The following is a 15,752-nucleotide window of genomic DNA, read 5'->3' on the forward strand; positions in this document are numbered from 1 at the left end:
CCAATTAAACATCTAATAATATCGGCACCTAACTTTACTAAGCGCCAGCGACTCGCCACGACGAGTACTAAAAATGTGCAATAAAACCGGCCATCGGTCAATACAAATTAAAATTGAAACAAAGCGACAGAAACGCACATAAAGATAACAAAAACAATCAGTTATTGATTTACCAAGAAAATAAGGCCCATCAATTTATCTTAATCGTGACGACAAATAAGCTTTGTTTTACCTACTAAGTGATCGCTGGCATCATCGCGCCAATTTCCAACAAACCGACTGATCTTTAACCCTTCTGGTATACGCTGATGCTACATTCAAATTCCCTCAACTCGCACGCTTCCGGACTGCTTTCCCCCTTAGCTGGCCTCGGTTTATTTGCGATAGCGACTGGCTACCTAATGAGCCTTTTACCGCTGGCTTTAAGTTATTTCGAGCTCGACAAATCATTAAGTCCTTGGCTTGCCAGTGCGTTTTACTCCGGGCTGCTACTCGGCGCGCTAAAAATACAAGTAGTGATTAATACACTGGGGCATCGACGGGCACTTATCCTATTCTTCAGCGGGATTCTGGTAACGGTTTTATTAATGCCACTCCTTTCGTACTCAAGCGTATGGTTAATCCTTAGAGGTATCGCTGGCGCAGCCACCGCAGGCGTATTTGTGGTGATAGAGTCTTGGTTATTGCTGGTCGATGATGACAAACAGCGCGCGAAGCGTCTTGGCTTATATATGGTGACACTCTATGCAGGCAACGCCTTCGATCAACTACTTATTGAACACTTAGGCAGCCAAGGTCATCTCCCTTTTGTTTGTATTATCAGCCTACTCAGCTTGGCGATATTGGCGCCGATATTGAGCCGCAGCACAACACCACAAGTGACTCGACACCAGTCCTTGTCACTCAAAGCCATTGGCCCCGGCAGTAATCGGCTGCCTAGTCTCAGGCTTAATTTTGGGCCCCATCTATGGGCTGATGCCAAGCTTTCTTAACGATAATGATTTATGGCAAAACCAACTCGGTCAACTGATGGCGACGCTGATTTTAGGTGGTATGTTAATCCAGCCTTTAGCTAGTTATCTATCGGCTCGATTCAGCAAGACTCTGCTTCAGGCTTTATTTTGTTTGATGGGGTTTGCAGCCGCCATTGCAATAACCTTGGCTAACTCTTTGCTGAGCCTTGGCCTCAGTCTATTTGCTTTGGGAGCCGCTGCATTTTCGCTTTACCCCGTGGCTATTTGTCAGGCGAGTCTTCAGGCTAAAGCCGAACATATTGTCGCCATTACCGAACTCATGTTACTCAGTTATAGCATTGGTTCGATCATTGGGCCGCTCATCGCTGGACTCGGAGAAACAACTATTGCTCGCTTACCGCTCTATTTAGCCGCAACTTTTGCCAGCACCTGCATCTATATGCTAATCGTGGCCGCTAAAAATACAGCTATCGCGAGGGCCATTTAGCGAGCAGCTGATTAAACTTAGCTTCAAAAACTTAAGCGCTAAGCTAACTCAGGAGGATGGTTGGCAATCCAATGTTCGGCGATTTGCTGACGAGTTGCCACCCAAACCTGCTGATGTCCTTGCACATAATCCAAAAATTTCTTAAGCGCTTGGAAACGGCCAGGTTTACCAATAATTCGACAATGTAAGCCTATCGACATCATTTTTGGGGCGCTATCACCTTCCGCATACAGACAATCGAAACTATCTTTTAAGTATTGGAAAAACTCTTCACCATGACTAAACCCATAAGGTGAAGCAAACCGCATATCGTTGGTGTCTAGCGTATAAGGCACGATAAGATGAGGCTTGGAGCCTTGCTCACAGGGCTGCGATACCCAAAATGGCAAATCATCACCATAATAATCCGAGTCGTAAATGATATCTTGATGCTCGGCTAACAGCGCCCGAGTATTGGGAGAGTCTCGCCCAGTATACCAACCATTGACCGGCTTACCGGTTAATTGTTGCATCAAACTTAAGGCTTGTTGCATTTGCTCGCGCTCTTGCTCAAGGGGCATATGCTGGTAGTGGATCCATTTTAAGCCATGGCAAACAATGTCATGTTCCGCAGCAACAAGCGCCTTGGTCACATCGGGATTGCGCTGTAATGCTGTCGCAATAGCAAAAATAGTTAAGGGTAAATCACGCTGTTTAAATTCATTCAAGACTCGCCATACACCTGCTCTAGAACCATATTCGTACATCGATTCCATACTCATATGCCGAGCATTATAAGCTTCCGCACCAGCTATCTCGGATAAAAATGTTTCCGAATGAGGATCTCCATGCAATACACAGTTCTCGCCCCCCTCTTCAAAATTTAATACAAATTGCACTGCGATTTTTGCGCCTTTAGGCCAATTGGCGTGAGGCGGCTGACCAGCATAACCGCGCATATCCCTTACCGGAAATCCTTGCTGTTGACTCATGTTGATTCCTTTTTAATCCAACCATTATTGAAATAACCTCGGGCATATTCACTCAAGGCTAAGCCATACTTAAGTACTCAAACCCAACGGCCCATCCGAAGCACCATTAGCCAAACTTAAACCTCTGGAGAAAACAAGCGGTCAAAGTCTATTGACTGTTGGGGACGGGGCTCCAAACAAAGACTTTGCCGAATCATCTCCAGATGTTGAGTCATCCACGCCATCGCTTGCGCACTATCCTGCTGTTCCAATAAGCGGAGCAATTCAGAATGATTCCCACAATTGCAGCCAACGCTATGCTTTGATCCATAAACCGCAATAATTAACGAAGAACGATAGACCAGTTGTTGCACAAATTGACTCAAACTACGATTGTGAGTAATTCGGGAAAGTTCAATATGAAAATAAGCCGTTTGCAACACCAATTGGGCAAAATCACCTTTGTGTTTGGCCTGCCCTTCTTTGATGATAATGGCGCTTAAATTCTGTTGATGTAAGCGATTAAAATTAGCCATCACCATCGGTAACAACTGAGGTTCAATGAGACCTCGACTGTCAAAAATCTCTTGCGCTTCAGCAATACTCGGGCGCTTAACTTGCGCCCCTTTATTTGGCTCCAGACTCACCAAATGCTCCACCGCTAACTGCTGTAATACCTTACGGATCGCAGTACGACTCACCTTAAACGAGTCGGCTAACTTATCTTCGGGAAGGCGAGCACCAGGTTCAAGCTTTTGGGCGACAATCGCCGACACAATTTGATTATGTATTTTTTCGTATGGGATCATCGAAGCCACTATTACCAATCGTATACAATCAGACTAATCCAATTTTTTATTGGATAGCAATCACTATTTGCGCTTAATAATAAATTCGATGATGACTGCACTAGTCCAGCTCAAGCTTGCACCAAAACAGCTCGCTAAAATGATAAGCAAGGTTTAATTTTTAGTAATTATTGAATTTAACGACTGCTATAAGTTGGCATACAACTTGTACCTTCAATTGTATACAAAATGGAGGACCATTATGCCTACAGTGACAACTAAGTTTAAAGAAAGCGCCCGGCTCATTAACCCCGACCTAGCCCCTACCCAACAAAAACAATGGGGTTGGTATAGTATCTTTGCGTTTTGGATGTCCGATGTTCACTCAGTTGGCGGCTACGTTTTTGCGGCTAGTCTGTTCGCCTTGGGGCTCGCCAGTTGGCAGGTATTCTGCTGTTTGATTGCCGGGATCATGATTGTGTTATATTTTGCAAACTTAATGGGCAAACCAGGACAAAAGGCTGGCGTACCATTTCCAGTGGTTTGTCGCATGTCTTTTGGGGTGTTGGGAGCCAATATACCTGCCGTAATCCGCGGATTGATTGCAGTGGTTTGGTACGGCATACAAACCTTTCTCGCCTCCAGTGTATTTATCGTTTTAGTATTGTACTTTAAGCCTGAATACCAAGTTTATACCCAGGGGGGGATTTTGGGCTTATCCCCGCTGGGCTGGTTTGGCTTCCTGTTTATGTGGGTGGTTCAAGCTTTAGTCTTCATGTTTGGCATGGGCGCAATTAAAAAGCTCATTGACTGGTCGGGACCCGCCATTTATCTTGCAATGGCATTATTGACCGCCTTTATGGTCTACAAGGCTGGTTGGTCAAACATCGATTTAAATCTAAGCGAGCAACGCCTTAACGGCTGGCAAGCCCTCAACCAGATGCTGGTTGCCACAGCTCTCGTGGCCGGCTATTTCGCAGGACCAAGCTTAAATTTCAGTGATTTTTCCCGTTACTGCAAATCTTACAAAGAGTTGAAAATAGGTAATATTTTAGGTTTACCCCTCAACTTTATTCTGTTCTCATTTTTCAGTGTAATTATCGTGGCAACTTCAATTCCGGTGTTTGGAGAAATGATTACCGATCCAATCGAAACCGTGAGCCGTCTCAATTCAGGACTGGTGATTATCTTAGGCGCTCTCACCTTTATTCTCGCCACTGTTGGCATCAATATTGTGGCTAACTTCGTCGCGCCCGCGTTTGATTTTTCAAATGTAGCCCCCAATAAAATTAGTTTTAAAACGGGGGGATTTTTGGCCGCTTTTGGCTCTGTACTGATCACGCCTTGGAATTTATTCAACAACCCCGAGATGATCCACTATACGGTGGATATCTTAGCGGCCATGATCGGTCCGATCTACGGGATTGTCATCGTTGACTATTTTAAAGTAAAACAGCAACAAATCGACCTAGCGTCTCTCTATACCTTAGATCCTAAAGGTCGCTACTGGTATCAAAGTGGTATCAATCCAAAGGCGCTATATGCCTTGATTCCGGCAACATTCGCCGCCTTAATCTCTTCCTTTATTATTATCGAAATGGCGAACTTCGCACTATTCATTGGTGGTATTTCCGCCTCGGTTATCTATTACGGTCTAATGAAACCAGAATGGCAAAGCAGCAGCCATAAACCACAATATGCATCGCTTGATGAAGTCTAAGCACAAACCAAGCGTTATTCGTCAGTCCCCAGCCAATCCTTGGCTGGGTCTTACATTTTCCTCAAATGAAGAGCGAACACTAAGCCCAAATTTGGGTTCAGCCATAGTGAACCCAGTTCACACAAATAAAAGCTTTAGGCAGCCTATTCAACTGGCTTAGCATAAGTTGTCAATACAGACTACAGTTAAGCACTTACCCTGCTGGCTCGGATGAAACCATGGCTGCTTATTTAATTGGTCAAATAAAAGTTAAAGATCCTCAACGATGGAAGCGCTATGTAGCGGGCGTGGATATCAGCCTAGAACCATTTAAAGCCAAGCTACTCATGCGTGGAGAACAACATCAAGTGCTCGCCGGCAACAACAGTTTCGAGTTCGCTGTGGTGATTAAGTTTGAACAAGTCACAGAGCTAGAGCGCTGGTTTCAATCAGAAGCTTATCAGGCTCTCATCCCCCTACGAGAACAGGCTGCCGATGTCTCAATTATTAGCTATAAAAGCAACGATACCGAACCACAAGCGGAGTAATTTAAGCAAACATATCCGATAGAGATGCAATATCGTCTGACTTTTTCGCTAGATCATTGCTACTCGCCTTTAGCTCTTTTGCATGCTGTTTGGTTTCTTGGCTTAATTGGCTGATTTTTGAAACATTTTCAGAAATATTAGCGCTAACAACAGACTGCTGTTCAGCGGCCACCGAAATTGATGTAGAAATATCACACACTTCGTTCATCATGTTTGAGATATCAGCGACTAACTGTGAGCTTAAGTTAGCCGTATTTAAACACTGCTCTGCTTGCTCTCGGCTCGACTTCATTCGAGCCCCCCAACTTGCCAAACTCAGCTGCATTTTTTCCACCGATGTTTCGATTAACCCCGTCGCTTCGTGAGTTCGCGTTGACAACGCTCTAACCTCATCAGCCACCACCGAAAATCCTCGCCCCATCTCACCCGCCCTTGCCGCTTCAATCGCTGCATTTAAGGCGAGTAGATTCGTTTGATCCGCAATACCCTGAATTTCGCCCATAACCCGAGCAATCTCCTCAGCATCATGTGTAAGCTCATTGGCTAAGTTTTCCGCCTGAGTTACATCCTGTGAAAGAGCTTGTACTTGTTCAGTGGTTTGACTCATATTGGATTGCGTTTGCAGACAATGATTCTGTGTTTCAGTGATTTTGTCATTGGCGGTCACGGTAGAATGACTAATCTCAGCGGCGGTCATCGACATTTGATGAATGGCTGCTGATAACTGTTCCAACTCCTGCGTTTCAACATCCACACTATGACTGGTCGTTAAAGAGATAGAAGCTAACTCTTTAGATAATAACTGCAAACGTTTGGTCGAATCAGCGGTTCTACCCAAAATCGTTTTAATTCTCGCTTCCAATAACCCGATATGAAAACGAGCGATATCGAAGGGTTTCGCGCCTTCATAAATGTAACGGCTAGGACTGTCAAAAGATGCTTTAAGTTCGTTTATCTGATTCGGGAGCTTCACCAAAACATCAAAGTTAATGGCAACTAACAATATCAATAGTAATGCTAAAAAACCAGCGGCAGCCATTCCCCATTCACTTACCGCACCGATGAAAGCAAACAGTAATACCAGCATTGTGGCTCCAATACGCATATTGGAACCTCGCCATACAGACTCAATGGCTTTTCCCTGATTTAACTTGTTATAGATCAGCTGGGCACGCTGTTTCAACTCTGGTTTAGCCGAAACCCGAACGGATTGGTAGCCAACATGACGCCCCCCTTCATAAAGTGGAGTCACATAAGCATCGACCCAATAATAACGACCATCCTTACAACGATTTTTCACCATTCCGCGCCACGCCTGACCTGCCTTCAGCTTAAGCCACAAATCAGCAAAAGCGGCTTTAGGCATATCGGGATGGCGTACAATATTATGATGTTGTCCCATCAGCTCATCTAAGGAATAACCTGCCACTTCACAAAAATCATCATTAGCGTAAGTAATATCCCCTTGTAAATCAGTCGTTGAAACGAGCTGCTGGCTGGTACTAAACAAGACTTCTTCATCAGTAATTTTCATTATTGAATTGCCAATAATCTTCATCGGTGATTTAAATATAAGTCAACTATCAATTATGTTAGGGAATTAAGAGTATATTTGTCATTAATTAGCGACTCCCAACACAGTTTTCTAAATCAGCATCGATTCCTTAACATATGAAGGTCTATGAAATCATCCACGTTTACCACAGCCAGTCACGCAACCCCCTCAGCATGCCTCGCGCCTATTCATTTTTCATAGTCGATGTGTATTCAGACAACTCTTTGATCAATAGGCTTTGATATACTCATTTCGAAATACAGCCATCGGCATAGTTCTTAACGTGGTGAAATAACTTTTACGGCACAGACTCATCTCACGACTATCAGCAGTCACTCAGTGGCTTGCTCATTGATACCGACCCATTACAATAATAATGGCAAACAACAGTCCGAAGGGTTTGGCTAAATCACAATAGAATCGATAACAACAAAACCAACAAAATAAACAGCTTAGTTTGTATCGGGATATATAAAACCTGTGTCAGATAAGCCGATGCTCTAGACTCACTTGTCGAGTAATAATGAACCATGCTGTTTCACATATTGCAGAAACGTTTCTGCAATAGGCGACATCGGACGAGAACGTCGTCGAACTAGATACCATTGAGTGACTATTGGTAAATTTTCAACATTGACAATACTCAAGCCTTCTAAGCCGCCATAACTCAAGGTGTGTTCCGATAATATGGACACCCCAAGTTCCGACATCACCGCATATTTTATAGCTTCATTACTCTCAATCGTCATTCGTACATTCAATTGGCAGTTCTGCTGCCTTAAAAAACCATGAATCGCATGGGCGGTGCCAGAACCGGGTTCGCGCATTAAAAAAGGGTAGCTGACAAATTGCTCCAGAGAGACTTGTGCTTGTTCTGTTAAAGGGTGATGTTCTGGGGCAATCGCCAATAAGCGATTCGGTAGAAAATCGATCAACTCTAAATCGGGATCTTCAGGGGGGTGACTAAATACATAAAAGTCATCTTCGTCAGCAAAACTTCGCGTGATAGTTTCAGCGCGATTTCCCACCTTAAATTTGATGTTGATATTGGGGTATTGCTCTGAAAAATCGCCGACTAAACGGGGGATAAAGTATTGTGCAGTGGTCACCACCGACAACGAAAGCACCCCACTATCTAAGCCTTTAAACTTATCGAGTTTAATCTCAAGATACTTAAACTGTTTAAGGATCTCGCGCGCAGATTCTACAAGCATATTGCCTACTTCAGTAAAATGTAGCCTTTTCCCCGAAGTGTAATAAAGCGACATGCCGATAGTCGTTGCTAATTTATTCAGCTGCATCGACACCGTCGGTTGAGTGAGATGTAAAATTTCCGCAGCACGAGTGATACTGCCTTGCTCATGCACCACAACCAACAACTCTAGTTGGCGTACAGTTCCCACTTGAGAATGCGAACGATAAGGATTGTTCATATAACAACTCATAGACTTTTATCTATGTATATTATAGTTAATATCTAATTTTATCTATTATGATTGAAGTAGATAATCCTTGTTCCTATATCAACAGGGCTTATTCAATGACTAAAACTCAACTCTTGTTTGGCTTAAGTATCGGCTTAATATTAAGCGCCATTGGGATCACAACTTGGCAACAACAACTCACCAGTGCCGCATTACTCATGGTGGGACTAGGCCTTTGTGCCCTCAACTTAATATCTTGGTCAATTGAGCTGATCAAACAAACCAAGCAAAATATTCACCGACAAGCGCCACATGCCCTGACTAGCTCAAACTACAATGGGAATCCCTAAGCATGCAAATCGATGTTGTTGTCGGCTTCTTCGTGTTAGGGGCATTCGCCAAACTGATAAAAAGCGATTTAAAATTACCCTCGGGCTTGTATCAAAGCTGCTTGATTTTTTTACTACTTGCCATTGGCCTTAAAGGCGGTATGGCATTACATTCCAACAGTAGTTTAGAGATCCTGCCACAATCACTCGCGGTGATGATCTTTGGTGCGCTATTACCCTTACTCGCTTTTCCAATATTGTATTTTATTGCAGGTTGGTCACGCTTAGATGCTGCCGCCACAGCGGCTCATTATGGCTCAATTAGTGTTGGCACCTATGCCGTCGCAGTTGCCTATGCTCAATCATTGGGGCTCGCTTATGAAGCCTATTTACCCCTATTTGTGGCGCTACTCGAAGTGCCAGCGATTGTAGTTGGAATTTTACTCGCGCAAAACCAATTCAAGTGGAAAGAAATGCTGCCAGTGCTACGTGAAGCACTATTGAATAAGGGGGTCATACTGCTGTTAGGTGGGCTTGCAATCGGCGCTTGGGCGGGGCCTAGAACGGCATCTATCATGCCATTTTTTGGCGAACTGTTTCATGGGATGCTGGCCTTGTTCCTTCTGGAAATGGGTCGTGTGGCAGCCGAACGGATCCGTGATATTCGTAAACAAAGTGCCTTTCTAATTAGTTTTGGTATCGCGATGCCGGTGATCGGTGGCTTTTTAGGCGCCATGCTTGGTGCTGCGATAGGCCTTTCGGTAGGCGGTACATGTTTGCTAGCGGTGTTAGGTAGCAGTGCCTCTTATATCGCAGTGCCAGCAGCCCTCGCAGTGGCGCTGCCCAATGCGAAGGTGAGTGTCGCCCTTACTGCCTCACTGGCGATTACTTTTCCCTTCAATGTATTGGTAGGGATCCCTGTTTACTTCGCATTAATTCAGCATTGGTTTTAAGCGAAGAATAAAAAGAGATAACCACAACAGAGTCATTTGAAGCGAAAAGTTTTAATCGGCGCAGCGCCTTACAGAGCCTGCGCCTGACTCCGCACCGCGTGATTTATCCCTATCCACATAAACCAAATGGTTCCGCGTCCGATAGCGGGCACCTCTTCCTAAAATGACGACAAGCAACAAACTCTTTAACTCACCACGTATCGGCTCAGTTACGCCAAGCGGTAACAAAAATAAACCCAGCGCTTAGCCAAGCCAACTAGTTGTATTATAATCAATATTACTAAGCCGCTTCATTTTCTCATTAAAAATGAAGCGGTTCCCTCTACTCGTATTTCTCTAAGGTTAGCTTATTGCCAAATATTCAGTTAAAACAAGAAGACAAGATGGTGGTGAAAATTAACCACCAAATGGAAATGCACACCCATCGACGGGTTGATGTGTACCTGTCCCTTCCCAAAGAAATGGGGATTAGTGCCAAAACATTAAAAGAAAGCAATTATTTTACCAGCAACGTCATCAGCAAACACAGTTATTACAGCCCTGGCTTACATTTGCCTTTATTGCAAAGCCGTTTTGCCAGCATGAATAATTTGGCCATCGAAGAGTACCGCGTCAACTTAAATCTGTTTGCTTATCAATATGCAGTTGCACTCGACGTCGATTTAAGGCTGTTGTTAAAAGAGCAAGACATCGAAAATTTCTACAATCTTGCGAATAGTCTGATGGAGCAGAGTAGTTCTCTGCTGAAAAAGTTTCGCCGTAGCACCCCCACCGGAGCAGCCCAACTGGCTCACTTCGAAAATGCCGACAATTACTTATCTTGGCATACCGAGCAAGTATTTATGAAACTCATCGCAACTCGCCCTCGCAATGGTGAATTCTCAGAGCAACTGAAGCTTATCTTAGATTATACGCGAAGCGAGAAAAACTATCGTACCGAGCGAGCCTATAACTCGACAGCAACGATTAAAGACCCCAACCGAATTGCCAATAAGATGCGTTTAATTCGCCGCCTAATTGAGTACGGCGTTGTGTTTAAAGAAAAGACCTATGCCCTTGGCAATACCAGCCGAAAATTTGTCACTGGATTGGCAACAGCCTTAATCATGGTGGTGGTATTAAGTTTAATCATCAAGACTCAGGGAGCCTTAAGTGGTTTAACGGCTTTAATGGTAGTTGTACTTGCCACCATTTATGGTGTGAGGGAGGTCTTTAAAGAAGACTTAAAAAATGCCCTGTGGCGATGGATTAGCAAAGGACGAGCAAAATGGTCTAGAGAACTACACGATAGCGCAAACAATACCTTGATTGCCAAGCAAAAAATTTGGCTCGATTATATTAGAACCAAACATTTACCAGTGCCAGTGGCCGATATACTCGCCCACCGCCATCGCCGTAATCGCCAAGCTGAAGAATTACTCCACTACCGGATAGAAAGCCGGGTGTTTGGCCGTAATTTTAGGGCTGGTTATAGCGCGATTAACGAATCCTTGTACTTCAATTTAAGACCCTTCGCTCGTTATTTGGAAGGAGGGCGAGGCGTGGTTTATCAAGAAGACAAGGGGAAAATATCCAAAGAATCCATCGAACGTCGTTATCAAATTAATCTGATATTGGCCATCGCCGATGGTGATCAAGAACCAATTTACCAACGCTATAAAATCACCTTAAATCGTAGCAAAATCGCTGATATTGAAGCGGCATGAAGGCTTTTCTTGCTCAGCCCGGTCGCGAACTAAATCAAATACCAATCTGACGAATGATATAATCGGCTTATTGCACAGAATAAATCTGCCGATAACGAGGAGTGAAGCGCAATAATTCGTGATTCTAGTCCCACGATTCAGAATGCAACTAGCGGTGATATTTAGGCCAGCAAGAGTAAACAGATAATTAGTGGGATTGATATAAGCCCAGATAGATCGACATTGATCGCAAACAATATCCAAGAGCAACGCTGCGGCTATCCATTCGAGGAAAGCCGCTCAAAATGTTCACAATAGGGCCTGCAAAGCTTACAGTTACCAGCTTAGCCCGCGGTAGTCGCTAAGCACCAACCGCCAAACAAGCACTCACTAATTGCGGAATCGACTGCTGCGCTAGCCCTGCAATATTGATCCGGCCACCACCCACAATGTAAATGCCATACTGTTCACGCAACTGTTCGGTTTGCTCAAAACTAAAACCAGTGAGCGAAAACATTCCTTGATGAGCACTTAAATAATCAAAGCGCTCACTGTTAGATTGTGTTCTAAACTCTTCGGCTAAGGCTTGGCGAAGGCCGCGCATTCGAACACTCATAACATTCAGTTCTTGTTGCCACAAATCTCGCAATTGCTCATCCCCTAAAATTTCGCTCACAATTGCAGCCCCCCAATTTGGTGGCATAGTGTAACTACGTCGAGCCAATTCAAATAATTTACCTCGCGCATTCATCGCTTGCTGTAAACTTTTCCCAACCACAATGGCTGCGCCAGTCCGCTCACGGTAAAGGCCAAAGTTTTTTGAATTAGAACAAGTCATGACTAATTCAGGTAAACTGTCAGCTAACAGTCGAAGCCCTGCGATATCTTCGTCGACCCCTTGACCAAAGCCCTGATAAGCCAAATCGATAAAAGGCAAAAATCCATGATTTAACGCCAACTGATTAATCTGCTGCCAAGCCGCATAAGAAATATCGGCACCAGTAGGATTATGACAGCACCCGTGGAGCAACAATACATCCTTAGGGCCTAGCTTCGCCACCTGTTCTAACATTGCGGCTTCATCAACCTGCTTAGTCTGCGGGTTAAAGTAAGGATAATAGGCGACCTTCAAACCTGCCGCTTCCATGATCGGTTGGTGATTCACATAACTAGGCGTTGATACCCACACCGTCGCATCAGGGCGAATACTGGCGATTAAATCGGCTAACAAACGCAAGCCACCACTGGCGCCCGGCGTTTGCATAGCAATAGAGCGAGCATGCGCAGCCGTATCGCCTAACAAGAGATCTAATATGGCTTGGTTATAACTTTGGTTTCCAGCTAAGCCCAGATAGGCTTGAGTGGTTTGCGCCGCTAACAAACGCTCCGAAGCCAAAGTGACCGCCTGCATCACAGGAGTAATGCCCTGCTCGTTACGGTAAACGCCAATACCTAAGTCGAGTTTATTAGGACGAGGATCCTGCTGGTAGGCAACGCCTAAAGATAAAATAGGATCGTCTTTGGCTTGGTCGATGGCTTCAAACATGGGGCTTCCTTTTAGTAAATGCCTTGAATAACAGCAAAAATGCTTCATCTATATATCAGACATCTGCACAACTGGCTAGAACGAATATACACCTTAGCTAAACTCACCTCATGATATGCTCAAAATAGCCCTTGATAAGACCAGCATCGAAGCCAAAACAAGCTTGGCCTATGCACTAAATCTGCATTCAATTGGTGATTCATATAGACCTGCTAGTTAAAATCATTTTCCTAGTACCGATATGGCTCCTCTGTAACCAGTCAATCATCCAGAGATAGCCATCAAACTCAATCGCCGAAAGTCAGACCGATAATGGTAAAAGCCTCCGCGAATTTGACAGCTCAGTAAGTTTGCAACTAAAGTTGCACACTCTCACTGCAGATCATCGTACTCGCTTGGTGTGTAGTGCTCATCATTTCAATAGATTTAAGGAACGTTCATGGCTAGAGCAAGTGCTCGTCACATTTTGGTTGATAGCGAACAACAGTGTTTAGAACTGAAACAGCAAATCGAGAATGGCGCAGCCTTCACCGAAATTGCAAAGCAACATTCGAGTTGCCCATCAGGCGCCAATGGCGGTGAACTCGGCGAGTTTGGCCAAGGCGACATGGTGCCAGAATTTGATCAGGTGGTATTTAACGAAGCGCTCAACACCGTTCATGGCCCAATCAAAACCCAATTTGGTTATCATCTGCTAGAAATAACCAGCCGCAGTTAAGTTCAAACGGTTCCATAAAGCCTTGGTGATTGCCAAGGCTTTTTTAACCGCCGGAGTTGGTGCAGATTTACAGTGTTTAATGCTGTCTATACCACTCAACCATATATCACAGCTTATATTTAAGACATCGTGAGGCCAGCTTGACCCGCTGTCGTTGTTGCTCTCATTTGGCGTGCAGTTAATGGCTGATAATGAGTGGATAAAATCGTATCCACAAAATACCAATCTGCACTGGCGCTGGTTTGACTAAAAGTCACCGTTAAGAAACCACGATTATTAACATTCATATATTTTAAACCGTCAATTAAAGAAACCAGACCCGCCTCAACATTCGGCACCGCAGCTTCATCAATGGCTAAATACTCTTCTAAGCCGGGAGAGCTCACCGATGAAGTGGCAAACTCGACTCCAACAACCGCTGAACTTGCGTCACTTAAATCGTTAGCCCAAGCATTATGTGTATCCCCGGCTAACACCACTAAATTTTTTGATTGCTGCTTAAAGAGTTGTAATATTGCTTCACGCTCATCAGCGTAGCCATCCCAAGCATCCAAGTTATAGGGAATATTCGGCAACTGTAACTGAGCGAGCACTTCAGTGGTCAATTTGTCAGCGTTAGCGGCTAAGTAAGACAATTCGTCGGCAGTTAAACTAGGATCGCCAGCGTTTGCACGTGCGGCAAGCTGAGCCAAAGCGCCCAATGAGGCATAGCTTTCAACCGACATTAAACCCAGTACGATCGCTGCCGGTAGGTGCATTTTCCCCATTAAGACTTGCTGACCTAATACCTGCCAGCGGGCACCACTAGCCGAGACGCTATCTTGCAACCATTGAAGCTGTTCACTACCAATCATGGTACGTGTTGGATCACTCAGATCACTGGTCAGCGTGGTTTGATCCAAATTCCCGGTCGCAGCATCGAAGTAATCCGCGTAATCGAGTTGCTTGTCTCTTGCTAAGACCCGGGTATCTAACATATGTAAATCGACTAAATCACCAAAGCTAAAGCTTCGGTATATTTCCTGATAATTCCCTTCATTCCACGGCCGGATCGGAAGCCATTCGAAATACGCTTGTAAGGCCCCCAGTTTACGCTCTTCAAAATCACCTTCGCCATCATTGTGATTTTCGGCCCCCTCACGCCAGGTATCATTCGCGACCTCATGATCATCCCAAACGCATATAAAAGGCACTTGTGCATGGAGTTTTTGTAAGCTTAAATCCGTGTGATATTGAGCATAGCGAGTACGGTAATCACTCAGTGTAAATAACTCTCCAATCGGCAATACTTGGCGATCGATTTGCTCTGCATTAGCACTGGCATAGCCGCCTCTCGGATATTCATAAATATAGTCCCCAAGGTGCAATACAGCATCTAAGTCTTGATGCTGCGCGGCCAAATCATAAACATTAAAATACCCCGCAGGATAATTAGAGCAAGACATTACCGCCAGTTTAACCGAGCTTGGAGAACCTTGTACTAGGGTGCGGGTTTTCCCCACTGGCGATTGACGCCCTGCGCTAATAAAACGATAAAAATAGCGACTCCCAGCTTCTAAATCAATCACATCCACCTTGACCGTATAATCGCGAGATGCATTGGTTACCATTTGCCCATTGCTCACCAATTGAGTAAACGCCTCATCGCTGGCCACTTCCCAGGAAACGGTAATATCTCCCGCATACGCGGGCGTAACTCGAGTCCATAGGATCACCGCATCGGCAAGTGGATCACCACTTGCCACACCATGCGTAAACTCAACCGGTATTGCCGATTCTTGACTGCTACCACAGCCCATTAAACCATAAGAAATTACTGCTGCGCCTGCGCCTTTGGCAGACATGATTAAAAAATTACGACGAGAAATTGAAGCTGCCATTACTACTCCATTAGCATTAAATAAAAAGTGGTCAGATGACTTACAGCGCTTAGTGTGGGAGGTGAATATGACAACTTAATTAAGTACTATAAATAAATCTAAGTAATTATTTTTATCATTTAGAGTCCATGAATGAGCGATAATGGCCTACCGGTGCATGTTGCTTCGAAACCAAATCTGTAATCGCAGCGAAAACTCTAAAATAGAGCTTTCTAA

At 44.5% G+C, this 15,752-nt stretch carries 14 protein-coding genes; 8 read left to right on the plus strand and 6 right to left on the minus strand.

Features of this window, described 5'->3' with window-relative positions; genetic code table 11:
- The first annotated feature begins 308 nt into the window (after window positions 1-308).
- Window positions 309-992 (plus strand): MFS transporter, encoded by a 684-nt coding sequence (locus tag ACRRS1_RS17130; protein WP_432467294.1) that lies wholly within the window; start codon window positions 309-311, stop codon window positions 990-992.
- Window positions 976-1,461: a hypothetical protein gene (locus tag ACRRS1_RS17135; RefSeq protein WP_432467293.1), complete on the plus strand. Its 486-nt coding sequence runs from the start codon at window positions 976-978 to the stop codon at window positions 1,459-1,461. Before ACRRS1_RS17130 ends, ACRRS1_RS17135 begins: the two co-directional genes overlap by 17 nt.
- A gap of 38 nt (window positions 1,462-1,499) precedes the next feature.
- Here the strand turns inward: ACRRS1_RS17135 and puuE are convergent, their stop codons facing one another.
- Complete coding sequence (puuE, locus tag ACRRS1_RS17140) at window positions 1,500-2,432, minus strand: allantoinase PuuE (RefSeq protein ID WP_432467292.1); 933 nt, start codon at window positions 2,430-2,432, stop codon at window positions 1,500-1,502.
- Between the two features lie 116 nt (window positions 2,433-2,548).
- Window positions 2,549-3,220 (minus strand): GntR family transcriptional regulator, encoded by a 672-nt coding sequence (locus ACRRS1_RS17145; protein WP_432467291.1) that lies wholly within the window; start codon window positions 3,218-3,220, stop codon window positions 2,549-2,551.
- Between the two features lie 241 nt (window positions 3,221-3,461).
- On the opposite strand from ACRRS1_RS17145, the gene ACRRS1_RS17150 reads away from it, so the two are divergent.
- Both ACRRS1_RS17150 and ACRRS1_RS17155 read left to right on the plus strand, forming a co-directional pair.
- Window positions 3,462-4,919, plus strand: a complete 1,458-nt coding sequence (locus ACRRS1_RS17150) for an NCS1 family nucleobase:cation symporter-1 (protein ID WP_432459981.1) — start codon at window positions 3,462-3,464, stop codon at window positions 4,917-4,919.
- Between the two features lie 218 nt (window positions 4,920-5,137).
- Complete coding sequence (locus ACRRS1_RS17155; RefSeq protein WP_432459982.1) at window positions 5,138-5,446, plus strand: DUF1330 domain-containing protein; 309 nt, start codon at window positions 5,138-5,140, stop codon at window positions 5,444-5,446.
- A 1-nt stretch (window position 5,447) separates the two neighbouring features.
- Here the strand turns inward: ACRRS1_RS17155 and ACRRS1_RS17160 are convergent, their stop codons facing one another.
- Window positions 5,448-6,980 (minus strand): methyl-accepting chemotaxis protein, encoded by a 1,533-nt coding sequence (locus ACRRS1_RS17160; protein ID WP_432451982.1) that lies wholly within the window; start codon window positions 6,978-6,980, stop codon window positions 5,448-5,450.
- 527 nt (window positions 6,981-7,507) lie between these two features.
- Window positions 7,508-8,434 (minus strand): LysR family transcriptional regulator, encoded by a 927-nt coding sequence (locus ACRRS1_RS17165; protein ID WP_432451981.1) that lies wholly within the window; start codon window positions 8,432-8,434, stop codon window positions 7,508-7,510.
- 107 nt (window positions 8,435-8,541) lie between these two features.
- Between ACRRS1_RS17165 and ACRRS1_RS17170 the strand changes: the two genes are divergently transcribed.
- The 3 genes from ACRRS1_RS17170 to ACRRS1_RS17180 all read left to right on the plus strand — a co-directional run bounded on the left by ACRRS1_RS17170 (window position 8,542) and on the right by ACRRS1_RS17180 (window position 11,413).
- Window positions 8,542-8,775, plus strand: coding sequence for a hypothetical protein (locus ACRRS1_RS17170; protein WP_432459984.1), 234 nt, complete (start codon window positions 8,542-8,544; stop codon window positions 8,773-8,775).
- A gap of 2 nt (window positions 8,776-8,777) precedes the next feature.
- A complete protein-coding gene (locus tag ACRRS1_RS17175) occupies window positions 8,778-9,707 on the plus strand; it encodes a sodium-dependent bicarbonate transport family permease (RefSeq protein ID WP_432467290.1) in 930 nt (309 codons plus the stop codon).
- Between the two features lie 350 nt (window positions 9,708-10,057).
- On the plus strand, window positions 10,058-11,413 hold the full coding sequence (locus tag ACRRS1_RS17180) for a hypothetical protein (protein ID WP_432467289.1): 1,356 nt from the start codon (window positions 10,058-10,060) through the stop codon (window positions 11,411-11,413).
- Window positions 11,414-11,753: 340 nt separating this feature from the next.
- Here the strand turns inward: ACRRS1_RS17180 and ACRRS1_RS17185 are convergent, their stop codons facing one another.
- Window positions 11,754-12,938 carry an aromatic amino acid transaminase gene (locus ACRRS1_RS17185; RefSeq protein ID WP_432451977.1) on the minus strand — a complete coding sequence of 395 codons (1,185 nt, stop codon included), beginning with the start codon at window positions 12,936-12,938 and terminating at the stop codon, window positions 11,754-11,756.
- Between the two features lie 439 nt (window positions 12,939-13,377).
- Between ACRRS1_RS17185 and ACRRS1_RS17190 the strand changes: the two genes are divergently transcribed.
- On the plus strand, window positions 13,378-13,656 hold the full coding sequence (locus ACRRS1_RS17190; protein WP_432451976.1) for a peptidylprolyl isomerase: 279 nt from the start codon (window positions 13,378-13,380) through the stop codon (window positions 13,654-13,656).
- Window positions 13,657-13,775: 119 nt separating this feature from the next.
- Here the strand turns inward: ACRRS1_RS17190 and ACRRS1_RS17195 are convergent, their stop codons facing one another.
- Window positions 13,776-15,536, minus strand: coding sequence for an alkaline phosphatase D family protein (locus tag ACRRS1_RS17195; RefSeq protein WP_432467288.1), 1,761 nt, complete (start codon window positions 15,534-15,536; stop codon window positions 13,776-13,778).
- Between the last annotated feature and the right edge of the window lie 216 nt (window positions 15,537-15,752).

The organism is Agarivorans sp. Z349TD_8, assembly GCF_050870825.2.
In the GTDB taxonomy this organism is placed as follows: domain Bacteria; phylum Pseudomonadota; class Gammaproteobacteria; order Enterobacterales; family Celerinatantimonadaceae; genus Agarivorans.